Here is a 21388-nt window from a genome sequence, read left to right on the forward strand (position 1 = left end):
CATCATGTGAGCCTTGCAGAATGCCTTGCAAATCAGAAGCTTTGGCCTGTGAAAGATTGATATGAATGCGCTTGGACGCGGAATCCCGAATTGTGATCTCTTTGTCTCGCAACAACACTAAGTTTCTAGCGGCCAAAACGGACTTTCGCCGCGGTAGAACGAATGTCCGTTTTTGGATTTCAGAAACTTAATGAGCGCTGATCTCCCCCGGTATTTCCCCCTTGTTTATGCTGTGTTTGCCTTAGTAATTGGACTTTTTTGAACCAGTGATAAGTTCATTATTGACAATTTTGGACGCCATTTTACAGAATCGGCCATGATCCATCCAATTGATCGCACGCTAGATATCGTTGTCCTGGTGAGTCCGCATTTCAATGTTTCGGCGACTACGTCTTTCGTGGATCCTTTCAGAATAGCCAATTACCTGACAGGTTCGGCTCGATTTTCTTGGACCTATGTCTCGGACCTCGGTGGACCAGTTGAGTCTAGTAGCGGCCTAGTCGTTGACACTGCCCCATTGGCGGCCGTGACGGGGCGCAAGCCCTGGTTGGTTCTGGTGAGTACAAGTTGGTCACCTGAACGTCACGGAACATCTCAGTTTAAGGTGGCCCTTCAGAAGTGGGAGGCGTGCGGAGCAATCGTTGGCGGCTTGGATACTGGTGCGATTGTTCTTGCGGCTGCTGGACTGCTTAAAGGCAAGACAGCGACGGTTCACTATGAACACATCGATGCCTTTGCTGAAATGGCCCATGATACCACAGTGTCAGAGAACATGATTGTTATGGATGGAAAGATGTTCACTTGTTGCGGGGGTTCCGCAGCGACCGATCTGGGTTTGCGGTTTGTGCACTCTGTCGATGGTGAGAGTATCGCCAATGCATCTGCGCGATATCTTTTTCATCACAATGTACGCGGTGAGGGCCAATCACAGAACCCCAAAGACGTGGAGCCACTGGGGTATGTCACCTCTGGGGTGGTAAGGGACGCGATCGACTTGATGGAGGCACATTTGGAAGCCACTTTGTCGATCCCTGAAATATCAGCGAGGTTGAAGATTTCGCAACGACAACTTAGCAGATTGTTTCAGCAATATGTCCAGAAGTCGCCGATCGAGTACTACCGTGACATACGCCTTGATCGCGCGCGTGGACTAGTAACCCAAACAGAGTTGAAATTCAGCGAGATTGCAGAAGCATCAGGATTTAACGGGCAAGTTCATTTCAGCCGGGCATATCGAAGCCGTTTTGGCCTCACACCAACTGCAGACCGTATTGAAGGCCGCACGCCATTCGAGTTCCGCGCTTGGCCAATGTTCAAGCCTGATATTAAGTCCGAAGGTGTTGGGTAGCTTTTTGCATCGCCGTAAGCATCTTGTCGCGTTGCGCTGATAACTCTTCGGTACTTTGCCCCTGAGTTTGATCGTTAATACCATCGACCAGTTTATTGATGACATCCTCATCAAGACGAGGGTTGCCCAGGTCATCCCACCAGCCATTGAATGTATCCTTGAAATGGTCACAGAAGGCCCGCAGACCGCCGTCGCCTGCACCCAGGTGGAAAAGCGTCGTCGGACCCATCGCGGCCCACCGCAATCCGGGGCCGGCCCACATCGCTTTATCGATGTCTTCGACACTGGCAACGCCTTCAATCGCCATATGGACGGCCTCGCGCCATACTGCAGCTTGTAAGCGGTTTGCGACGTGTCCGGGCATGCCCTTCTTGATCCGGATCGTGACTTTGCCCAGGTCTTCGTAGAACGTCTCTGTTCGGTTCAGAACATCTGAACCGGTGGCGTCGTTCGCTGTCAACTCGACCAGCGGAATGAGATGTGGCGGGTTGAACGGATGACCTAAGATGAGCTTACTCGGATCGCGCCAACCCTGTTGAAGAGCCTCGAGTGTTAGGCCGGATGTTGAGCTTGAAACTATTGCATCAGCGCTCAACTCTGGCTCAACTTCCGCATAGGTGGAATGTTTGATCGGCAACCGCTCGGGCACATTCTCCTGAATGAACTGCGCGTTTCGCACGGCCTCAGCTGCGGTCGGTGCAAAGGTGATCGCATCTCGGGTGGCGTGGCCAACTTGGCCCAATTCTTCCAACGCAGGCCACGCCTTTTCAATGTATTTACGGACGGATGCCTCAGCGTTCGGATCGGGATCAAATACGGTCACACTGCGACCCGACGCGAGGAACAGCGCTGCCCAGCTTGCCCCGATGACACCGGCTCCGAGAATGGCGGTTCTTTCGATTTCCGACATCAGAACAGTCCCGGATTCAGGGGGGATGCCGCAGTCATACCACCGTCTACAGTGAACAGTTGGCCAGTCGCAAAAGACGACTCGTCAGAAGCTAGCCAAACAGCCATCCCAGCAATGTCTGCGGGCTTACCAAAGCGTTTGACCGCATGGCGTGCCAGCGCGTCTGATCTAGCCTTTTCCGGGTCATGGGCGAGTTCGAATGCTGCGTCCAGCATGCCCGTCTCAATCCATCCCGGGCAGATTGCATTGCAGCGCACCGCAGGTCCATGGTCCACCGCGATAGAGCGTGTAAGCCCATGCACAAAGGCTTTTGAAGCATTGTAGAGCGCCATCGATGGGTCAGCGGCATTGCCCGAGATAGAACCAATGTTGATGATCGAACCACCCTGAGACATTTTCGGAATAAAGGCGCGGCAACAGTTAAAAACGCCTCGTGCGTTTACTCCCATCACCAAATCCCAATCCGCGTCTGTGCTTTCGGTCACTGTTTTTTCGACCTGAACGCCGGCGTTGTTTACCAGGATATCTACCAGGCCGATTGTTCGGGCAGTACGTGCAACCGCTTCGGGATTGGATACATCCAGCGTGTACCAGGTTACTTGATCAGGTAGATCATCTGGTTGAGGGCCGCGCCCGCAGGTGGCGATAGCCGCACCTTCGGCTGCGAAGGCCTCAACGATGCCGCGACCAATGCCCTGTTTGCCGCCTGTAACAAAGGCGCGTTTCCCAGCTAACCGCATCAGTGTGCCACCATAACGTGACGGACTGCGGTGTAAGCATCCAGCGCATAGACCGACATATCACTGCCCGTGCCTGAGCCCTTCATCGCGGCCCAAGGCATCTCGGGGGTCGCAACCCCATGCGTGTTTACCCAGGTGAATCCATAGCGCAACTTGGACGTCATTTGCATTGCTCTCCCAACATCTCGTGTCCAAACCGATGAGGCCAACCCGTAGGGTCCGTTGTTGGCGGTCTTCAACGCATCTTCTGCCTCAGAAAACCGAGAGACAGTTACAACGGGTCCAAAAACCTCATTGCAGGCAATCTCTGCAGTGTTGTCGACATTGGCGATGACTGTCGGCTGGTAGAAAAAGCCGTCTTCTTCGCCAGAGGCCCCACCGGAAACGATTTCAGAGCTGCTGCGTGCGCGATCAACAAAACCCGCTACACGATCCCGCTGAGCCGCAGAGACAAGCGGGCCCATTTCCGTTCCTTCAGCTTTCGGTGCACCGATTTGGATCTGGCCAACCTGACCGGCAATCGCGGCCACAAGTTTGTCGTAAACACTGTCTGCAACCATCACGCGGCAAGGCTGTGCGCAATCCTGACCGGCATTGAAGTAGCTGCCATATCGGATCGTCTCGGCCACAGCATTGAGATCAGCATCATCAAAGACAATGACTGGCGCCTTGCCGCCCAATTCCAGATGAACGTGTTTAATTTTCTGGGAAGCAGCCCGCATTGCAGCCATGCCTGTCGCCGGAGAACCCGTAACACTGATCCCTTCCATCTGTGGGCTGTTCATCAGGGCATTCCCCACGCCGGGCCCGCGACCATGGATCACGTTAAGCACGCCTTTTGGCAGAACATCTTGTAACAGTTCTGCAAGTCGCAGAGTAGATAGCGGCGTGATCTCGGACGGTTTCAACACCACCGAACATCCTGCCGCAATTGGTGCAGCAATCTTCCAGGACGCCATCATCAGCGGGTAGTTCCAAGGGGCGATGGCGGCGACAGGGCCAATGGGGTCGCGCCGGATCATCGACGTATGACCCGCGACATACTCTCCAGAGGCAGACCCCATCATGGTGCGCGCAGCCCCGGCGAAAAAGTGAAAGACATCAATCGTCAGCGGCATTTCATCATCATGAGCCGATGGCCAGGGTTTTCCCACATCTAGGCTCTCAAGTTCTGCCAACTCCTGGCTGTTCGCCTCGATAACATCAGCTATCTGAAGCAAGATTGTAGCGCGTTCTGCAGGGGTCGTAACCGAAAAGGTCTCAAATGCCTCTGCTGAGCCGCGCACCGCCGCCTCGATCTGTGCATCGCTGGCTTCTTTTACAGCACCGACTACCTCGCCTGTTGCAGGGTTCAGGACGTCCAAGGCCTCTCCGATCCCTTCAACCAATTCGCCATTGATCAACATCTTCGTCTGCATATGCATCTCCTTAGAAGCCAACCTGATCGCCGCCTTTTAGTGCGAGCCGCATGCGGGCTTCTGCTGGCGACGCGACCGTAAGGCCAAGGTTTTCAACGATTGATCGGATGCGCGTGACCTGTTCCGCGTTAGATTTTGCCAACTCACCCTTGCCCATGAACAGGCTGTCTTCGAGACCGACGCGCAGGTTACCGCCCCGCATGGCGCTTTGGGTCGCAAATGGCATTTGGTGACGACCAGCGGCAAGGACCGACCATTCGTAATTCTCTGCTCCGAACAGCTTATCGGCTGTGTTGTGCATGTGAGTCAGATGGTCCGCATCTGCGCCAACGCCACCCAAGATGCCAAATACCATCTGAATGAAAAATGGCGGTTTGATCAGGCCCTGATCCACGAACCATTTGACGTTGTAGAGATGTCCAAGATCATAGCATTCGAACTCGAACTTGGTGCCGTGATCTCCACCAAGTTTTTCGATGGCGTAACGAATTGTTTTGAAAGTGTTGGGAAAGATAAAGTCTTCCGTCATCTCCAAAAATGGCCGTTCCCAGTCGTGCTGAAACTCGGTGTATTTCTGCAGCATCGGAAAGATACCAAAGTTCATGGATCCCATGTTGAGCGATGCCATCTCTGGGCTGGTAGATGTCGCCGCCAGCAGCCGCTCATCCATCGACATCCCCAAGCCGCCGCCGGTCGAGACATTCATCACAACATCGGTGGACTGCTTGATTACGGGTAGAAATTGCTTGAACAGCTCAGGTCGGGGATCGGGTTTTCCTGTCTCCGGGTGCCGTGCGTGCAGGTGAACGATTGATGCCCCTGCCTGGGCCGCCTCAATACTGGCCGTCGCAATCTCGGCCGGTGTAATCGGCAGATGCGGTGACATTGACGGCGTATGGATGCCTCCAGTCGGCGCGCAAGTGATAATGACTGGCTTGGGCATCAGAGCTTCATCTGCTGCACTTGTGCAGACAGCCCCCCGTCCAGAACCCACAACTGGCCAGAGGCATAGCGCGCCTCGTCCGAGGCAAGCCAGTTGACCAAATTTGCAATATCCTCGGGCGTCCCGTAGGTGCGCATCGGATGAACATCACGCACGGCCTTTTGCAGCGTTTCAATGTTGCCACCTCCTCCGCCGGATCCATCGCCGTTGAAGAAGCTCTGCAGCATTGGAGTGTCGATATAGCCAGGGCAGATGGCATTCACCCGGATACCTTCTGGGCCATGATCGCAAGCCATTGCGCGGGTCAAAGCGTGAACTGCACCCTTGGTCGCGCAATAGGCCGCAAGCCCTGGATCTGCGATGAACCCGTCGTAGGAGCCAAAATTGATAAGGCTTGCGCTATTCCCTGTCTTCGCCGCTTCGCGCATCAATGGGATGGCGTATTTCGAGGTCAGGAACGTGCCCGTGGAATTAACCGCAAAGCTTTGATTCCATTCCTCCAACGTGGTCTCTTCAACCGTTTTTTCGATCTCGATCCCCGCCGCGTTCACTAGGATGTCCAACTTTCCGTGTGCGGCGCGCACATGATCCATCGCCGCAACCGAGTCTGCTTCTTGAGTCACATCCAGCTTAACAAAATGACTGCCATCATCGTCGTGCTGATCTAACGACCCTTCCGGCGTGAGGTCAGCGGCAAATACCGTTGCGCCCTCTCTTAGAAACCGAGCGACAATCGCGCGCCCGATCCCACCGCGAGCACCAGTCACGAGAGCAACTTTTCCGTTCAGCATCATTGGTTTCAATCCTTCAAAGGCGGAAAACGGTAGCGGCGTGCAGCCACTGTCCAATCCATATTGTTGCGTACATATTGCTGACTTGCATCGGACGGCGGGTTGTAGTCCCAAGGCTCGCTGGCACCGGCCTCCATCGCGGCATGTAATGCACGGCGCGATTTTTGCGTGGCGATTATCTTCTTTCGCAAAGCGCTGCCGTCCCACCGTTCGGCGACTTCGGCTGCAAAACGAGTTTTCGCGTCAGAGTAGCTTGGGTCCGAAGCTAAATTCTTCGTTTCCATCGGGTCAGCACTCAGGTCATAGAGCTGCGGTGGGTCGCTATCACAATGAATATATTTCAAGGGCCCGCGCCGGATCATGATCACAGGATAGCCCGTCATCTCGGCACAGTATTCTCCGATCGCCTCATCAACTGGATCATCTTCACCCCGAGCCAGAGGCATAAGGCTACGACCGTCGATCGGCTCTCCGATCATCGTCTCATCACCGCCACCGATGTCGATAAATGTCGGCAATAGATCAACCAGTGACACTGCATTTTGAGCGGCCCCAACAGCGATGCCTGGTCCGGCCATGACCAATGGAATTCGTGCTGAGTGCTCGAAGAAGTTCATTTTGTACCACAGCCCACGTTCACCCAGCATGTCGCCATGGTCGGCTGTGACAATCACAATGGTGCTGTCCAACTCGCCCGTTTCTTCGAGGGTTTGAACCAGCTCTCCGATTTTGCTGTCGAAGTAACTGACGTTTGCCAAGTAGGCATGGCGCGCGCGCAGGATTTCTTCCTCGGTCAGTGGCACATAAGACGCTTCGATCCCATCCAATAAACGTCGTGAAAAGGGGTCTTGATCCTCCAACGCGGGCACAAACGCGGGCAAGTCAATTTCATCATCCGTATACAGGTTCCACCATTCTGGTCGGGCTACATATGGATCGTGCGGGTGAATGAAGCTTGCAACCATCGCAAAAGGCGCGTCATTGCCAAGCGCTTTGTCTCGGGCCGCATCGAACAGCCAGCGTTTGGCAGCAAAACCGACCTCGTCGTCATAGTCGATCTGGAAAGTCGCGTGGGCAACGCCGCTTTCCTTGACCGTTTGCATGTTGTGATACCACTTGTCGATCCGCTCGTCCGGGGCCTCCCAATCCGGGGTCCACGCGAAATCAGCAGGATAGATGTCGGTTGTCACACGATCCTCAAATCCATGCATCTGATCCGGCCCGACAAAGTGCATCTTGCCTGCCAAACATGTACGATAGCCCAGCGATTTCAGATAATGCGCAAATGTCGGCACCGAAGCCTTGAACTCGGATGCATTGTCGTAAGCTGCGATGCGACTGATGTGCTGACCCGACATAAAGGAAAACCGTGAAGGCGCACAGAGAGGGGAATTGCAGTAAGCTGCATCGAAGCGCCTGCCGCGCGCGGCCAACGCGTCAAGATGTGGCGTCTTGGCGACCTTATGCCCGTACGCCCCTGTGAAATGCGGAGCCAATTGGTCCGCCATGACCACAAGGATGTTTGGCCGCGTCACGTGGCACCTTTAGCGTAAGCGTCCAAGACTAAGCCATGGAAGTGATGAACGGCGTGCTCGGACTTGCCGGACCCGTCCGGGTCATTGACGATCCGACCTTGGGTGAACGCAGGTGTATTCATCCCGCGCTGCACACTTTCGACAAGGCTGATATCTTCGACCTGAAGAACTTCGTCCAGATAGCGAATTGCGTCCAACTCCATCGCGTCGGGTTCCGGCGTCTCAAGGAAGAAGTCGTAAGTTTCAAGCGTCCGATCTGGCCCAACAGGTATGATGTTCAACACGATCATGCTGGACCGTCCGGGATATCGCATCAGGCAAGTGGTGGGATAGAGCCACCAAACCGCGTGAGTTTTCACCGTGGCGTTCGAGACGTCATAGGCGGTATTTGGATTGTTGCCTGCGTCAGCCATATGGCTGGAGTAGATGCCGTAGGTTGTAACCTTGTAGGTATCCATATCCACGAGGTCACAAAAATCCTTATGGGCCGTAGGGCAATGATAGCACTCAAGGAAATTGTCCACGACGTTCTTCCAATTCGACTTGATGTCGTAGGTCAGACGGTGGCCAAAAGTGAGTTGATCCACATCCGGTGCCCAATGGCGCACCTCGGCTTCCAGGTTTCCGGATTGCTCTGACAAAGAGGCAGCCGTCGGATCCAAATTGACAAAAACAAAACCGCAGAATTCTTCAACCTGCACTTCGTCGAGGCAAATCTCATCCTTGTTGAAGTCTTCGAGGTTTTCAGTATGTGGCGCACGCGCCAATTGCCCGTCAAGCTTATAGACCCAGGCGTGATAGGGGCACATAATCCGTGTGGTATTGCCTTCGCCTGATAGCAGTTCATGGGCACGGTGTTTACAGACGTTGTAAAAGGCGCGAAGCTTACCCTCTTTGTCACGCACGACCGCAATAGGCTGACCGGCAACATCCACCGTTACATATGATCCCGGCTCACGCGTCTTTTCGACATGACACACCCATTGCCAACTCTTGGAGAGAATCGAGCGAAGGTCAGCGTCAAACCACTTATCCTGTGTGTATGCCGAAGCCTGTAACGAGCTAGAACGTGATGGATCGACGTGATAGCCCAAGGAAATTGTTTCTGAACCGGTCATGCTGTCTCTCCCAGGTATCGCTAACCCTATTTAAAGTTAAATCAGAGATTGTACATAATTCGCCATCACTTCGGAATATTTCGCCGCTCAATTAATTTTCGAGAATACCCTGTTGATCAAACGAGCGCTGGATTTAACTGACAGGCAACTGCTCCGCCGTGCCAGTACCCGTTTAGCGGTCATTGGTGCGCATTGCAGCAATCGGTAAACTGGGCTCGAATTGGTCGTTCTCTGCTGTATGTGTTATTGACTGGTCGGTGCCCATATCTGACGTTTAGCATCGACTTTCCATTTCCATAAGGCGATGGAAAACGAGGCTATTTGGACCGTCTGCAAACCTCTTGGCCCTGACCACTATGTCACTCGCGGTATGACATAGTGGAACTTCAAATATCTCCCGCGATTTCATGTGAACGTCTGGGATCGTCCACCAGACAATGTGTCACAGAACTCGTTCCACCGAGCTTCGAACTGCACCGGATCGCACGCCTGTTGCGATTCTCTAGTAAAGATCGAGTGCCCTGATCTCATCCCTTTTCCTGAGGGCTTAGAAATTCTCTGTCGCCTCAAGCCTAGTGGCAGCTTCAAAGTGTTTCACTTTCGGCGAGTCGTGTTTTGCTGTCTTTTAAGACGTCGGCGACCGGGTTTCTGTCTGATTTGATTCCGGTTCCCAGTGCGTAGTCAATCACTACTCTAATCTTTTTTCGCACTCGACGCGCCATTTCATGTTTTGCTTTCCAGATTGAGTTAAGAACGGCGAAAAAAATCTGATCGCGAAATCAAGTGAACCGGCTTTTTCCCAACAACGGGTGACGTGTAGATGTTCAGTGTGTTAAACTGATGGTCAACCTGCTTGCCGTTACTGCTTTTCGGAATGATACATCCTTTGTGAACGCGAGTGGTAAGCTCATCGAATGTGATAAAGACCTTCGCTACAGCTTCCTTTTGCTCAACGGGATCGCCACTGCCTCATGCCAATCTTCGGTATTCCTCGGCTTTTGATCTTGCTTCTTCGACGCAGACCATCGACGCGGATCGCAGACCAAAGTCACTGCGCCGCTCTTGCACTACGATGCGCAATAGCCATCGTTTTGCACCTTTTGGATCTACCACTAAGTAGAGGCCGCCTCCGACTATGTGGCAGTCCAGAGCGGCTTTCTCGACCACACGCTGTGTCAGTCGACGTTCGACGTATCGACCCTTTGCATTGCAGCTTTGTCCCGAATTTCGGTTACCAGATATCCACCCCGCAATTTACACCAAATTACGGGGATCAGAACAGGGATATTGAGCGCAGAAAAAAAGTGTCTGATTTCAATGACACAACGGTGCGCTGGCGCCGTTTTAACATTCCGAAAGTGGGTAATGGCGGAGACGAAGAGAGTTTATGCAAATCGATAAGATCTAATAAATAATGTATAACATAAACATCTTAGAAGCCCTTGGTCATTTCCACCGAAGAAGCTATGCGGGATTTAATGGGAGATAAATCAGGTAGCTAAATTCGAACACTTGGGACTAAAAAAGTAGTCGACGTTCAAACGGCATGGCTCCAACGCCAACTGACGTTAGTCATCCTTTTGGAATTTGCTTGAAGTACCTTTGCATTTATAAGCTGTGAATATGGTCCCTCTCGCGGTGCGGTCTGATCGATTGCTGTAATTCGCCCGATAAGGCTCGTATGCGCCACACAACACATCTTCGCTGCGGTTGCAGTCCTAGTTGTTCTTTAGCGGCGGCTACGCGCAGGAAGCGGACTTTGCAAACTTTTCCGGACGGACTAAATCGGAAGTACAATCCTAGTCAGATTGGCTGCAGCGCTGCCTCACCAAACCGGCCATTCGCCGCGCGCTACAGCAAGTTTGACTTAAGTGATTGGTCAGAGCCAGATACGGCGAGCCCGGGCAACGCAGGAAAATCTCGAGACGCTCGACGTCAGCGTATTTGGCTCAATAGGGGCAAATGGTAACGCGCCGTCGGCGGATGGTTTTGTCTGACCGAGTCGAAAAATACTGTTTTCAAATAGCGTTGTGAATGTCAGGGATTGGGTGCTACAGATCTGGTACAATTCCGAATAGATGATCGACGTAATCCGCGGGTGTTGCCTGCCCCGGACCAACCGGGGCAAGGGAGTATCCGTCTACTGGTTACGCCAGTTCGGGCTAAAATCAGGCAGCCGCGATCTGGCGAGCCTTTTCGACCATGACCTCCGCCTGGCGGATCGAGGCATAGTCGATCAGACGACCATCCAGCGACACTGCACCTTTGCCTGCGGTCTCGGCCTCGGCCATAGCAACAAGGATACGCTGCGCCTTGGTGACTTCGGCATCGCTGGGTGACATGACCTCGTTCGCCAGAGCGATCTGGCTGGGATGGATGGCCCATTTGCCTTCGCAGCCCAACACCGCCGCCCTTTTGGCAGCTGCCTTATAGCCTTCAGGATCCTGGAAATCACCGAACGGACCATCAATCGGACGCAGACCGTTGGCACGGGCGGCGACAACCATACGGGCGAGCGCGTAGTGCCACATATCGCCCCAATGGGTCGCGCGCGCAGCATCGCCATCCGGGTCAGTCAGAACCGAATAGTCGGGGTTCACGCCACCAATGATCGTGGTTCGCGCGCGGGTCGAGGCTGCATAGTCCGCCACACCGAAGTGCAGGCTCTCATTGCGGTTCGAGGCCGCCGCGATTTCGCTGACATTCTGCATGCCCAGAGCGGTCTCGATGATATGCTCGAACCCGATGCGTTTCTTGTAACCCATCGCGTCTTCGATCTGCGTGACCATCATATCGACGGCATAGACATCTGCTGCTGTGCCGACCTTGGGGATCATGATCAGGTCCAGCCGCTCACCGGCTTGTTCGACTACATCCACAACGTCGCGATACATGTAATGCGTATCCAGCCCGTTGATGCGCACCGACATTGTCTTGCTGCCCCAGTCGATATCGTTCAGGGCTTGAATGATGTTCTTGCGGGCCTGCTCTTTTTCATCCGGGGCTACCGCGTCTTCGAGATCTAGGAAGATCACGTCCACATCCGATTTCGCGGCTTTTTCGAACATGCCGGGCTGGCTGCCCGGCACGGCGAGTTCGCTGCGGTTCAGGCGCGCGGGGGCCTGTTCGATGGCATAAAAGCTCATGGGTTTTGCTCCTTTGAAGAAGGGTGCGTCAGATCACGCGGTCACGGGGTGGGCGACCAGCGAAGAAGTCGCCCAGATTGTCCAGCACGCGAAAGCCCATGGCTTCGCGCGATTCTTTTGTTGCGCTGCCCAGATGCGGCAGCATCACGAGGTTGTCGCATTGCAGCAGGTCGGGGCTGATGCGTGGCTCGCCGTCGAACACATCCAGCGCGGCGCCGCCGATCGTGTCGAACATCAGCGACTGTACCAAAGCGCGCTCGTCCACCACCTCGCCGCGCGCGGTGTTGATCAGGAAGGCGTCGGGCTTCATCAGGTCCAGCCTGCGTCCGTTGATCAGGTGCCGGTTCGCAGCCCCGCCGGGGCAATGCAGCGAGACAAAGTCGCAATGCGGCAGCAGATCATCCACCGTTTCGACTTGGGTCGCATCGAACTGCTTCAGCACGTCGGGCGACACGGCGCTGCGGTTCTGGACAAGAATTTTCATGCCAAACCCGTGATGGGCGCGACGGGCCATTTCCTGACCGATGCGGCCAAAGCCGATGATGCCCAGCGTCTTGCCGCTGACCTTGGTGCCGACCAAATGGGTCGGACGCCAGCCGGTCCAGCCGCCTGCGCGCAGCTCGCGCTCGCCCTCACCGGCGCGACGGGCGACCATCAGAAGCAGGGTCATGGCCAGATCGGCGGTGCATTCAGACAGAACATCGGGCGTGTTGGTGACCGTCATACCCAGATCACGGGCCGCCGGTTCACAGATATGACTGTACCCGACGCCGTAGTTGGCCAAAATCTTGGTCTGAGCTGCGGCCACGTCCAGCGCCTCGGCGCTAAGCGTGTCGGTGACGGTGGGCAGAACCGCGTCGTATGTCTTCAACGCGTCGCGGAGTTCCGCCGGAGACATCGGAATGTCCCCGGTATTCAGCACGGCGTTGTAGTTTTCGGCCAGTTGCGCCTCGACGGCGGCAGGCCAGCGACGGGTGACAAGGACCGAAGGTTTGACCATCACGCGGCCTTTCCCATGACACGGGCGATAGTCTCGCCGATCACCGCGGGGTTTTCAGCAACCGTTACACCAGCCGCTGACAGGATTTCCACCTTCTCGCTGGCGCTTTCGCCAAAGGCCGAGATGATCGCCCCAGCATGGCCCATGGTCCGGCCCTTGGGCGCGGTCAGACCCGCGACATAGGCCACAACAGGCTTGGTGACGTGGTCACGGATATATTCTGCAGCCTCGGCTTCCTGAGGGCCACCGATCTCGCCGATCATAGCTATGACCTCGGTGTCTTCGTCCTGTTCGAACCGCTCAAGGATATCGCGGAAGGACGAGCCGTTGATTGGATCGCCGCCAATGCCGACGCTGGTTGAGACACCGATGCCGCGCTCTTTCAACTGCGCCGCAGCCTCATAACCCAGCGTGCCCGAGCGTCCGATGATCCCCACAGTGCCCGGCAGGTAGATATGTCCCGGCATGATGCCCAGCAGCGCCTTGCCGGGGCTGATGGTACCGGCACAGTTCGGACCGGTCAGCACCAGGCGCTTGTCCTTAGGATAGCGGTACATGTAGCGTTTTACGCGGATCATGTCCTGCGCGGGGATGCCGTCTGTGATGCAGACGCAATAGCGAATACCGGCATCTGCGGCCTCCATGATCGAATCCGCCGCAAACGGCGGAGGCACGAAGACAAGGCTAGCCTCGGCGCCAGTGGCCTCAACCGCCTGTTTGACGGTGTCGAATACGGGTACGCCTTCGACGGTCTCTCCGCCTTTGCCGGGAACAACGCCGCCAACGACGTTGGTGCCATATTGCACCATATCCTTGGTATGCAGGCGCGCCATGCGTCCGGTGATGCCCTGAACGATAACGCGGGTGTCGCGGTCCAGAAGAATGCTCATTACACAGCCCTCATCTTGGTGTTTTGGGACAGATCGTTGCGCCATGCACCCACAGCGCGTTCAGCGGCTTCCATAAGGGTTGTCGCGCGGATGATTGGCAGGCCCGATTTGGCCAGGATCTTCTGACCTTCCTCGACATTGGTGCCCGCCAGACGCACGATGATCGGCAGGTCGATTTCCAACTCGCGCAGCGCCTGCACTACGCCCTCGGCCACCCAGTCACAGCGGTTAATGCCTGCGAAGATATTGACCAGCACCGCCTGAACGTTGTCATCGGACAGTACCAGTCGGAACGCTTTGGCCACCCGCTCGGGCGAGGCACCGCCACCGATGTCCAGAAAGTTCGCAGGTTCACCGCCAGCCAGCTTGATGGTGTCCATCGTGGCCATGGCCAAACCGGCACCGTTCACGATACAGCCGATATTGCCGTCCAGTCCGACATAAGACAGTCCGCGATCCGCCGCGCGGCTTTCGCGCGGGTCTTCCTGACTTTTGTCGCGCAATTCAGCAACCTGCGGATGGCGAAACAGGGCATTGTCGTCAAAGCTCATCTTCGCGTCCAACGCCAGCACACGGTCGTCACCAGTGATGACCAGCGGGTTGATCTCGACCATAGTCGCGTCCAGCTCGCTGAACGCAGCATAGCAACCCTGCAGGGTACGGACCATGTGCTGAATTAGGCGAGGTTCCAGCCCCAGATTAAACGCTATTTCGCGGGCCTGAAACTCCTGCAATCCAACGGCAGGTTCAACGATTGAGCGGACGATACTGTCGGGGCGCTCAGATGAGATTTCTTCGATCTCCATCCCACCTTCCGAAGAGGCCACGATCATCACCCGCTGACTGGACCGATCCAGCACAAAGCCCAGATAAATCTCGCGATCAATCGGTACGGCGGCCTCCACATAGACGCGGTAAATGCCTTTGCCCTCGGGGCCGGTCTGGTGCGTCACCAGCTTGCGGCCAAACATCTCGTCACAAGCCTCGTATATTTCGCTTTCCGAGTTGCACAGCTTTACACCACCGGCCTTTCCACGCCCGCCGGCATGGACTTGCGCCTTAATGACCCACTTGTCACCACCCAACTCACGCGCGCGATATGCCGCTTGCTCGGGGCTGTAGGCCAAAGCCCCCGAAGGGACCTCGACGCCGAAATTCGAAAGAAGTTCTTTCGCCTGATATTCATGGATATCCATCTGCATTCCCTCCCGTTATGCAGCGATAGATGTGCCGTAGCGACTTTCCAAAAGTGCTTCGATGGCTTCGAAATCAACTGAGCCGCCCATCTCGCGGATGGCCTGGGCGAACAGCCTGACGATGCGACTGACCGATTGGTGGGTTAGCTGGTTCAGGATGCCGATACGGACTTGAACCGGGGCGCTGAGCGTGGGCCAGATGCCAAAGCCACGGGCGCGGCAGTTCTGTACCAACTCCATCTCACGACCCGCCAGCTCTGCGGGCAGGTTCAGCACCACAAGGCTGGGCATGTCCGATGTGACTTGGCAACCCATCGCGGTGACGGCGTCGCGCAGGACGGCCTCATGCGTGCGATAGGAATGCGCACGTTTGGCCAATCCCTCCTGCAAAGTCAGGCGTAGCGATTCATGGAAGGCGGCGACCGCATAGCCCGAATGGGTACGGTGATAGGTGCCCTTTTCCACGTTTTGCCCGTCAACGATGCCCCAGTGGCGTGCTTCGAAAATCGGGTTGTGGACGTATGTATAGGCGCCGGAGGTCTTCAGCGCGTCGATATAGGCGTCGGTGAAGCTGACCGGCGCATAGGTCAGCGGTAGGCAGCACAGCCCTTTTTGCGGGCACGAGGCCCATCCCGCGACACCCGGATAGTCATCGATGCGGAAATCCGCGATACCCAACGACGATACGGCATCGATCAAACCCATCACATCGTGGCGTTCACAGGCATCCGAGAAGCCACGCAGGTCGTTGACCCGACCTGACCCGGTTTCCCAATGCGCCATGAAGGCCCACTTCGGTTTGTGCGTGGCCAACACCTCTTCGACCATCTCGCCTGTGACGGGCTGGCCGTGGGGAATTTCAATAACGGCGACACTCGCGGCTTGTGGGTCCAGAGGGTTGGTCGCGTGCTCTTCCGGTGTTGCAGCCTTGATCCGCAGAGTCATCGCATCGATGCCCGAGAAGGTGCCATTGGTGAATGCCACAACCTTGTCACCCGGCATCACCGCCGAGAACATGGTGTCCAGCCCACTCCATCCGGTGCCAGCAACCGCGAAGGTATGGGTGTTGGCGGTGCCCCAGATCTGACGCAGCATGTGCTTGCATTCGATCATGCCACGCAGCACGTCGCTCTGCATGTGGTCGGCAACGCCGGCGCTGGCAAACGCCTGCAAAACACGTGCGTCGGTGTTTCCCGGTCCTGGGCCAGCGGCCAGCGTCTCGGGGATGTCGAGCGTTGGATAAATCTGAAACGTCATGTGCTCCTCCTGTGCGTCGGGTGTGTTCGATACCGCCGATCGCCTTGACCCAGAGGAAAACTGAAACTTGCGCCGGGGCACAACGTAACTTACTACAGCTTTAGCATATCTTGTTAGGTGGGTATTAACCTACCCATTTTGGTAAATATGCCAATGTATACTGAAAGCATCCCCACCAAAATGGGTAGGTTTAGATAAAATCAGACGGGAAAACAATGTCCGACACATCTCAACGCCCCATTGATGTCATGCTGGCCAACAACAACCCTTTGGTGCTGTCGGCCATGTCCGAGATCTTCGAGCGCGACCCGCGATTCTCTCTGGTGGCCACTTCAGCGACCGCCGAGGGATTTCTGGGCACAGTCATGCGGGTGCCGGTTCAGGTGGGGATCGTGTCCTGGGAACTTCCTGCTTTGGGCGCGGCAAAACTGATTGAGGTTCTGCGCGAGCAGACCAACGCGCCACGCTTTGTGGTCTATGGGGACGAGGCTGGGGACGTACCGCGTCAGGCTATGCAGGCCGGGGCCGCAGGGTTCGCGCCGCGTTCGGGCGAGGTCGAAGGCTTGCTGGAAACCTGTGTCGATGTCGCTAAGGGCAAAATGGTATTTCCCTATATCGACGTGCGCAAAATGCATCAAAACCCGTTGCAGACTCTGTCGCGCAAGGAACTCGCTATCCTTGAGGCACTGGCGCAGGGCATGTCTAACAAGGAATTGTCGAAAGAGCTGCAGATTTCGACCAACACGGTAAAGTTCCATCTGTCGAACATATACGACAAGCTGTCGATCAAGAACCGCGCGCAGGCGATTGCCTTCTATTACGCTTCAAAACTGGACAACGTAAACTCGTGAACTGCGAAGCTCAGATAGTCGGAGATTTCTAGAAAGAAGCGTCCGCAGGTTTTGTGATACTGGCGACATTCTCGCGCGTTAGGGCTGCAGCCTGCAGAAATACCAAATAGCCATTGCAATACCCGTTGAAACCAAGATAACCCGCGAAACAGATTCCCGTCTGCAACCCCCTCTTGATTGAGGCGGCGATCTCGTGCTCAGGCTGCTGTCGGCGGTTATACCGCGTTGAGTTCTCAAATCCATGATTGTGATACCCCGCACCTTCGGCTCTTAGGATTAGAGCAGTCAGGATGTGAAGCTGAGTCCCGGCTGAGAGATGTGCATATTCGTTGGTGCTAGCGGGATCGGTGTCGGGATGTTGACATGGGCTGTTGCGGAACCCGTCGCGCACTTCAAGAACAACCCATCGGTTATTCAGGGCGTGACAACGGCCCTTGACGCGGACAATGTGCGCACGGCTTATGTCTGGTCCTATCTGCATTGGGGTCTGGGCGCTTGGGCGTGCTATGCGATTGCCGGCCTTGCGCTGGCGTTTTTCAGCTATCGCCGCGGGCTTCCCCTAACGATCCGCTCGTCTCTGACGCCATTATTCGGCAAGGCTCTGTCAGGTATTCTTCGGGCTCTTCATCAGCCCCGGTGATCTGAAGTATGGGGCGCGCCCGGTCACGAGCTTGAATTCCGCCGCCCACTGTTTGACGACCGCTTTTCGCGGGGCGATCACGATGACCCGATCGATCAGATCCGCATTGAGCAAACGCTGTGCGATGACCGAGGCGCAGATGGTCTTGCCCGCGCCCGGCGCCGCGTTGATCAAAAAATGCCGATCTTCGCCGGCCTGGAGCCAGTCCATTGCTTTGTTGGCGCAGGCAGCCTGCCACGGTCTGAGATTAATCGTCGTCATTGCTTGCGCCTTTCTTCAGATTGCAGGTGGCGCAAGCCGGGGCCGATGATGCGAATTTGGAGGCTGCCGAATGACAGACGAAAACACATCTGCGGTCGGCTACATGAACCCGCCCGAACATACCCGCTTCAAAAAGGGTAAGTCGGGCAATCCCCGTGGTCGCCCGCGCAAGCGGGAAGACCTGAACACAGTTCTGAACCGAGTCCTCAATCGCAAGGTGCGGGTCAAAGAAAACGACCAGAAATTGCCGATCCGGGATGCACTGATGTGGAAGCTGCGCGATCTGGCACTGAATGGTGACAAGCAAGCAATGGCTCTGCAGCGACGCATCATCGACGAGTCAGGTATCGCCGATCCCAATGCCTATTCGCCGGAGGAAGAGAAAAAGAAGATCCTCCGCGCCGTCAAGCGGATCGCCGAACACAGGAAGCAGAAAGAAAAAGACAATGAGTAACGACAAGAAAGTAGGCTACGCCAACCCTCCTGAGTCCACGCGGTGGCAGAAGGGTCAATCCGGGAATCCTAAGGGTCGGCCGAAGACGAAGTCCGAATTCATGATGGACGCTGCACAGATTCTGACCCAGCCCGTCGACGCCCGCGCGCCAGACGGCACGACTGTTCGTTTGGACGGTATTGAAGCCGCCTATCTTGCGCTCTGCCGCAAAGGTCTCAAAGGGCACAAACCGTCACTGCTTGAAGCGATCCGGATCATGTTGGAAGTAGGCCCAGCCGTGCAAGCGAAAGAGGAAGAGCAGAAAAACAAGCGGCAGGAATTGGTGGAACGGCTGGAGCGCATGGGCGTGAAAATTCCAGAAGACTCCAAATTGCGCGGTTAGCGCAAATCCGTACTGGACTTCAGCGCGGACACGAGCGTCACTGCTCCCACGCCCGGTTGGACCCCGGGCGCATCTCGGTACCAGGGCCGGCATCCCGCAGGCCCGGAAAACCGAGGAACAAGAATGTCCAAGTCCAAATCAACCCCTTCGCGCGTGAGCAAGACTGCAATCCTGCGTAAATTGCGGAGCCGCAAGGCCGGCACAGATCTTGCCGCCCTTCAGTCCGCAACCGGCTGGCAGCCCCATTCGGTCCGGGCGGCGCTGAGCGGGCTCAGGAAGGCGGGGTATCGCATCGACCGCGCGGAACCCACCAAGCCCGGCACTGGCGCCATCTACCGCATCACCAACGGCCCGGAGAGCTCTCCGTGGCCGAGATCGAAACCTTGGACCGGGCGGCGCTGATCGCCGCCTGGAAAGAGGTCTTCGGCACCCCTGCCCCGAAACTCCTCAGCAGTCCCTTCCTGCGCCGGTTCCTGGCCGTCGAAGTGCAGACCCACGAGCGTGGCGGGTTGCCAAAAGACTTTGTCACAAGGCTCGCCAAGGCTGCACGGGACATTCCGTCTGCCACAAGCCCCGCGCTCAAACCCGGCGGCCGTCTGATCCGCGAATGGATTGGCGCGACCCATGTGGTCGATGTCGTCGAGGGCGGCTTTCTCTGGAAAGGTCAGCGCTATGCGTCGCTGTCGCCGATCGCCCGCGCCATCACCGGGGCCCGATGGTCCGGGCCCCGCTTCTTCGGTCTGAAGCGGGCGGGTTGACCGTGAGCAAGCCGCGAATCCGATGCGCCATCTACACGCGTAAATCCTCCGACGAGGGGCTCGACCAGGACTTCAATTCGCTCGATGCCCAGCACGAGGCGTGTGCCGCATACATCGCCAGCCAGCGGCACGAAGGCTGGGTTGCGGGCAAGTCCCGATATGACGATGGCGGCATCTCCGGTGGCACGCTCGACCGGCCCGGCCTTCAGCGCCTGCTGGCAGACATCGACGCGGGGCTCGTTCAGATGGTTGTAGTCTACAAGATTGATCGTCTGACCCGATCCCTTGCCGACTTTGCCAAGCTGGTCGAGCGCTTCGATGCCGCCGGTTGTTCCTTTGTCTCGGTTACCCAAGCCTTCAACACCGCCTCGTCGATGGGCTGGCTGACGCTCAACGTTCTGTTGTCCTTTGCCCAATTTGAGCGTGAGGTGACGGCCGAGCGGATCCGGGACAAGATCGCGGCCTCCAAGAAGAAGGGTCTTTGGATGGGCGGCGTGCCGCCGCTCGGATACGATCCGCATGCCGATCCCAAGATCCGCGGCCTCGTCATCAACGCAGACGAAGCTGAAACAGTGCGGACGATCTTCGCCCTCTACGAGGACCTCGGCTGCCTGAATGCTGTCATGCGTCGCGCCAATGAGTTGGGCCTGCGCTCCAAGCTGCACCGTTTCAAGTCCGGGCGGGTCCAGGGCGGTAATACACTCTCGCGCGGCCAGATCTATGCGGCTCTGCGCAACCCGATCTACATCGGAAAGATCCGCCACAAGACCAAAGTCTGGGATGGACAGCATGAGCCGATCGTAAGCGAGGCGGTTTGGGAACGGGTCCAGGAAAAACTGGAGACTGCCAGTGCGCGCCCGCGGAGTCGAAAGACCGCTGCCAAGCAACTCAGTACCAGGCCCACTGCACCGCTCACCGGGAAACTCCGTGATGAAACCGGAGATCGACTGACCCCGACGCACACCCATCGTCATGGACGGCAGATCCGGTACTACGTCTCAAACCGGCTGATTTCTGGGGGGACGGAGCCGCGAGGCTGGCGATTGCCTGCAAACGCCCTGGAGCATGCTGTGGCGAACGCCATTGCAGGGCGCATCAGCAAGCTCGCCCAGGACCATCGGATTTGCACACGACCAGATCTGCAACGTGACGGCGCCATACTGGCAAAAGCGCGTCGACTCGCCAGTCGGCTCTCAGAGGGTACACCCGATCTTCTGCAGAAGATTTTGGACGATGAGCAGATCACGAAAAACGGCATTGTCTTGCGACTTAATACGGATTGCCTAGCCAAGGCGTTGGAAATGCAGCCCAATGAGATGGACGGTGCAGTTCGGATGATCGAGGCTCCCTTCGAACTTCGGCGACGCGGTGTCGAAGGAAAGATCGTCATCGGCGACCGCGAGCCTCAACCAGATCGTACGCTCCTTCGCGCTCTTTCCCGCGCGCATGTCTGGGCAGCCGAATTGCGCGACGGCAGGCTCCTTAGAGAGATCGCCGTGGCGACGGGGCATGCAGAATCCTACATTCGCACCCGATCGCAGCTGGCGTTCCTGTCGCCCGCGATCCAGAGCGCAATCCTCGAGGGGCGCTAGCCGACGAACCTGACCCTCGAACGGTTCATCCGAAAACCACTGCCACTGGACTGGGATGCCCAGGCCCGATTGTTCGGCTTCAAAGGCGGTCAGAGACTTCCCTGATCTGGATGTGGCGTTCCCTGTTTCTCCTAAGAATTTCCCTGATAATCGCGAAA

The 21388-nt window shown here is 56.4% G+C and carries 22 protein-coding genes and 1 pseudogene; 8 read left to right on the forward strand and 15 right to left on the reverse strand.

What is annotated here, in order from left to right; all coding sequences use genetic code 11:
• Positions 1 to 316 precede the first annotated feature (316 nt).
• Positions 317 to 1348 (forward strand): GlxA family transcriptional regulator, encoded by a 1032-nt coding sequence (locus ACR0MP_RS07210; RefSeq protein WP_170408434.1) that lies wholly within the window; start codon positions 317 to 319, stop codon positions 1346 to 1348.
• Here ACR0MP_RS07210 and ACR0MP_RS07215 read toward each other — a convergent pair.
• From ACR0MP_RS07215 to ACR0MP_RS07280, 14 genes are all read right to left on the reverse strand, one after another.
• Positions 1326 to 2258 carry a 3-hydroxyacyl-CoA dehydrogenase NAD-binding domain-containing protein gene (locus ACR0MP_RS07215; protein ID WP_170408433.1) on the reverse strand — a complete coding sequence of 311 codons (933 nt, stop codon included), beginning with the start codon at positions 2256 to 2258 and terminating at the stop codon, positions 1326 to 1328. The two genes, ACR0MP_RS07210 and ACR0MP_RS07215, sit on opposite strands and share 23 nt — an antisense overlap.
• Complete coding sequence (locus ACR0MP_RS07220; protein WP_170408432.1) at positions 2258 to 2998, reverse strand: SDR family oxidoreductase; 741 nt, start codon at positions 2996 to 2998, stop codon at positions 2258 to 2260. The genes ACR0MP_RS07215 and ACR0MP_RS07220 overlap by 1 nt, the downstream gene beginning before the upstream one ends.
• On the reverse strand, positions 2998 to 4416 hold the full coding sequence (locus tag ACR0MP_RS07225) for an aminobutyraldehyde dehydrogenase (protein ID WP_480886242.1): 1419 nt from the start codon (positions 4414 to 4416) through the stop codon (positions 2998 to 3000). The genes ACR0MP_RS07220 and ACR0MP_RS07225 overlap by 1 nt, the downstream gene beginning before the upstream one ends.
• 10 nt (positions 4417 to 4426) lie before the next feature.
• Positions 4427 to 5359: a 3,5-dioxohexanoate:acetyl-CoA acetone transferase gene (gene kce / locus ACR0MP_RS07230; RefSeq protein WP_170736767.1), complete on the reverse strand. Its 933-nt coding sequence runs from the start codon at positions 5357 to 5359 to the stop codon at positions 4427 to 4429.
• The gene (locus ACR0MP_RS07235) at positions 5359 to 6153 is read right to left on the reverse strand and encodes an SDR family oxidoreductase (protein ID WP_170395498.1); all 795 of its coding nucleotides are present in this window, start codon (positions 6151 to 6153) and stop codon (positions 5359 to 5361) included. Before ACR0MP_RS07235 ends, kce begins: the two co-directional genes overlap by 1 nt.
• A gap of 5 nt (positions 6154 to 6158) precedes the next feature.
• Entirely contained in the window at positions 6159 to 7685 is a 1527-nt protein-coding gene (gene betC, locus ACR0MP_RS07240; RefSeq protein WP_480886243.1) for a choline-sulfatase, read from the reverse strand.
• The gene (locus tag ACR0MP_RS07245; RefSeq protein ID WP_170513307.1) at positions 7682 to 8803 is read right to left on the reverse strand and encodes a ring-hydroxylating oxygenase subunit alpha; all 1122 of its coding nucleotides are present in this window, start codon (positions 8801 to 8803) and stop codon (positions 7682 to 7684) included. Before ACR0MP_RS07245 ends, betC begins: the two co-directional genes overlap by 4 nt.
• Before the next feature lie 584 nt (positions 8804 to 9387).
• The gene (locus ACR0MP_RS07250; protein ID WP_480761869.1) at positions 9388 to 9570 is read right to left on the reverse strand and encodes a phage integrase central domain-containing protein; all 183 of its coding nucleotides are present in this window, start codon (positions 9568 to 9570) and stop codon (positions 9388 to 9390) included.
• A gap of 202 nt (positions 9571 to 9772) precedes the next feature.
• Positions 9773 to 9970, reverse strand: a complete 198-nt coding sequence (locus ACR0MP_RS07255) for an Arm DNA-binding domain-containing protein (RefSeq protein ID WP_170408426.1) — start codon at positions 9968 to 9970, stop codon at positions 9773 to 9775.
• 1001 nt (positions 9971 to 10971) lie between these two features.
• Positions 10972 to 11949 (reverse strand): HpcH/HpaI aldolase/citrate lyase family protein, encoded by a 978-nt coding sequence (locus ACR0MP_RS07260; RefSeq protein ID WP_170408425.1) that lies wholly within the window; start codon positions 11947 to 11949, stop codon positions 10972 to 10974.
• 28 nt (positions 11950 to 11977) lie between these two features.
• Positions 11978 to 12949, reverse strand: a complete 972-nt coding sequence (locus tag ACR0MP_RS07265) for a 2-hydroxyacid dehydrogenase (RefSeq protein ID WP_170408467.1) — start codon at positions 12947 to 12949, stop codon at positions 11978 to 11980.
• The gene (gene sucD, locus ACR0MP_RS07270) at positions 12949 to 13839 is read right to left on the reverse strand and encodes a succinate--CoA ligase subunit alpha (protein WP_170408424.1); all 891 of its coding nucleotides are present in this window, start codon (positions 13837 to 13839) and stop codon (positions 12949 to 12951) included. Before sucD ends, ACR0MP_RS07265 begins: the two co-directional genes overlap by 1 nt.
• Complete coding sequence (locus ACR0MP_RS07275; RefSeq protein WP_480886246.1) at positions 13839 to 15035, reverse strand: malate--CoA ligase subunit beta; 1197 nt, start codon at positions 15033 to 15035, stop codon at positions 13839 to 13841. Before ACR0MP_RS07275 ends, sucD begins: the two co-directional genes overlap by 1 nt.
• Positions 15036 to 15050: 15 nt before the next feature.
• On the reverse strand, positions 15051 to 16292 hold the full coding sequence (locus ACR0MP_RS07280; protein WP_170408423.1) for an alanine--glyoxylate aminotransferase family protein: 1242 nt from the start codon (positions 16290 to 16292) through the stop codon (positions 15051 to 15053).
• A 215-nt stretch (positions 16293 to 16507) separates the two neighbouring features.
• Here ACR0MP_RS07280 and ACR0MP_RS07285 point away from each other — a divergent pair, with 215 nt between their 5' ends.
• Together ACR0MP_RS07285 and ACR0MP_RS07290 are read left to right on the forward strand one after the other, a co-directional pair.
• Positions 16508 to 17143 carry a LuxR C-terminal-related transcriptional regulator gene (locus ACR0MP_RS07285; RefSeq protein ID WP_480886248.1) on the forward strand — a complete coding sequence of 212 codons (636 nt, stop codon included), beginning with the start codon at positions 16508 to 16510 and terminating at the stop codon, positions 17141 to 17143.
• Positions 17144 to 17480: 337 nt separating this feature from the next.
• Positions 17481 to 17759, forward strand: a pseudogene (locus ACR0MP_RS07290) (BCCT family transporter); the annotation flags it as partial.
• Here ACR0MP_RS07290 and ACR0MP_RS07295 read toward each other — a convergent pair.
• Positions 17748 to 18044 (reverse strand): DEAD/DEAH box helicase, encoded by a 297-nt coding sequence (locus tag ACR0MP_RS07295; RefSeq protein WP_480886249.1) that lies wholly within the window; start codon positions 18042 to 18044, stop codon positions 17748 to 17750. The pseudogene ACR0MP_RS07290 and the gene ACR0MP_RS07295 sit on opposite strands and share 12 nt — an antisense overlap.
• Positions 18045 to 18114: 70 nt before the next feature.
• Between ACR0MP_RS07295 and ACR0MP_RS07300 the strand changes: the two genes are divergently transcribed.
• From ACR0MP_RS07300 to ACR0MP_RS07320, 5 genes are all read left to right on the forward strand, one after another.
• Entirely contained in the window at positions 18115 to 18498 is a 384-nt protein-coding gene (locus tag ACR0MP_RS07300) for a DUF5681 domain-containing protein (RefSeq protein WP_170408422.1), read from the forward strand.
• Positions 18491 to 18880 carry a DUF5681 domain-containing protein gene (locus ACR0MP_RS07305; protein WP_480886251.1) on the forward strand — a complete coding sequence of 130 codons (390 nt, stop codon included), beginning with the start codon at positions 18491 to 18493 and terminating at the stop codon, positions 18878 to 18880. Before ACR0MP_RS07300 ends, ACR0MP_RS07305 begins: the two co-directional genes overlap by 8 nt.
• A 123-nt stretch (positions 18881 to 19003) precedes the next feature.
• A complete protein-coding gene (locus ACR0MP_RS07310) occupies positions 19004 to 19282 on the forward strand; it encodes a DUF3489 domain-containing protein (RefSeq protein WP_170408420.1) in 279 nt (92 codons plus the stop codon).
• Positions 19246 to 19638 carry a DUF2924 domain-containing protein gene (locus tag ACR0MP_RS07315; RefSeq protein ID WP_170408419.1) on the forward strand — a complete coding sequence of 131 codons (393 nt, stop codon included), beginning with the start codon at positions 19246 to 19248 and terminating at the stop codon, positions 19636 to 19638. Before ACR0MP_RS07310 ends, ACR0MP_RS07315 begins: the two co-directional genes overlap by 37 nt.
• 2 nt (positions 19639 to 19640) lie before the next feature.
• Positions 19641 to 21230: a recombinase family protein gene (locus tag ACR0MP_RS07320; RefSeq protein WP_480886254.1), complete on the forward strand. Its 1590-nt coding sequence runs from the start codon at positions 19641 to 19643 to the stop codon at positions 21228 to 21230.
• Positions 21231 to 21388: the final 158 nt, after the last annotated feature.

It is taken from the genome of Ruegeria sp. K3 (assembly GCF_056531845.1).

Bases quoted from the DNA above. Each gene is read 5' to 3' on its own strand.
- ACR0MP_RS07235 (WP_170395498.1), bottom strand. From the start codon at position 6,153: ATGATGCTGAACGGAAAAGTTGCTCTCGTGACTGGTGCTCGCGGTGGG.
- ACR0MP_RS07300 (WP_170408422.1), top strand. From the start codon at position 18,115: ATGACAGACGAAAACACATCTGCGGTCGGCTACATGAACCCGCCCGAA.
- ACR0MP_RS07275 (WP_480886246.1), bottom strand. From the start codon at position 15,035: ATGGATATCCATGAATATCAGGCGAAAGAACTTCTTTCGAATTTCGGC.
- ACR0MP_RS07245 (WP_170513307.1), bottom strand. From the start codon at position 8,803: ATGACCGGTTCAGAAACAATTTCCTTGGGCTATCACGTCGATCCATCA.
- ACR0MP_RS07285 (WP_480886248.1), top strand. From the start codon at position 16,508: ATGTCCGACACATCTCAACGCCCCATTGATGTCATGCTGGCCAACAAC.
- ACR0MP_RS07310 (WP_170408420.1), top strand. From the start codon at position 19,004: ATGTCCAAGTCCAAATCAACCCCTTCGCGCGTGAGCAAGACTGCAATC.
- kce (WP_170736767.1), bottom strand. From the start codon at position 5,359: ATGCCCAAGCCAGTCATTATCACTTGCGCGCCGACTGGAGGCATCCAT.
- ACR0MP_RS07280 (WP_170408423.1), bottom strand. From the start codon at position 16,292: ATGACGTTTCAGATTTATCCAACGCTCGACATCCCCGAGACGCTGGCC.
- ACR0MP_RS07265 (WP_170408467.1), bottom strand. From the start codon at position 12,949: ATGGTCAAACCTTCGGTCCTTGTCACCCGTCGCTGGCCTGCCGCCGTC.
- sucD (WP_170408424.1), bottom strand. From the start codon at position 13,839: ATGAGCATTCTTCTGGACCGCGACACCCGCGTTATCGTTCAGGGCATC.
- ACR0MP_RS07305 (WP_480886251.1), top strand. From the start codon at position 18,491: ATGAGTAACGACAAGAAAGTAGGCTACGCCAACCCTCCTGAGTCCACG.
- ACR0MP_RS07215 (WP_170408433.1), bottom strand. From the start codon at position 2,258: ATGTCGGAAATCGAAAGAACCGCCATTCTCGGAGCCGGTGTCATCGGG.
- ACR0MP_RS07225 (WP_480886242.1), bottom strand. From the start codon at position 4,416: ATGCAGACGAAGATGTTGATCAATGGCGAATTGGTTGAAGGGATCGGA.
- ACR0MP_RS07295 (WP_480886249.1), bottom strand. From the start codon at position 18,044: ATGACGACGATTAATCTCAGACCGTGGCAGGCTGCCTGCGCCAACAAA.
- ACR0MP_RS07260 (WP_170408425.1), bottom strand. From the start codon at position 11,949: ATGAGCTTTTATGCCATCGAACAGGCCCCCGCGCGCCTGAACCGCAGC.
- ACR0MP_RS07210 (WP_170408434.1), top strand. From the start codon at position 317: ATGATCCATCCAATTGATCGCACGCTAGATATCGTTGTCCTGGTGAGT.
- ACR0MP_RS07220 (WP_170408432.1), bottom strand. From the start codon at position 2,998: ATGCGGTTAGCTGGGAAACGCGCCTTTGTTACAGGCGGCAAACAGGGC.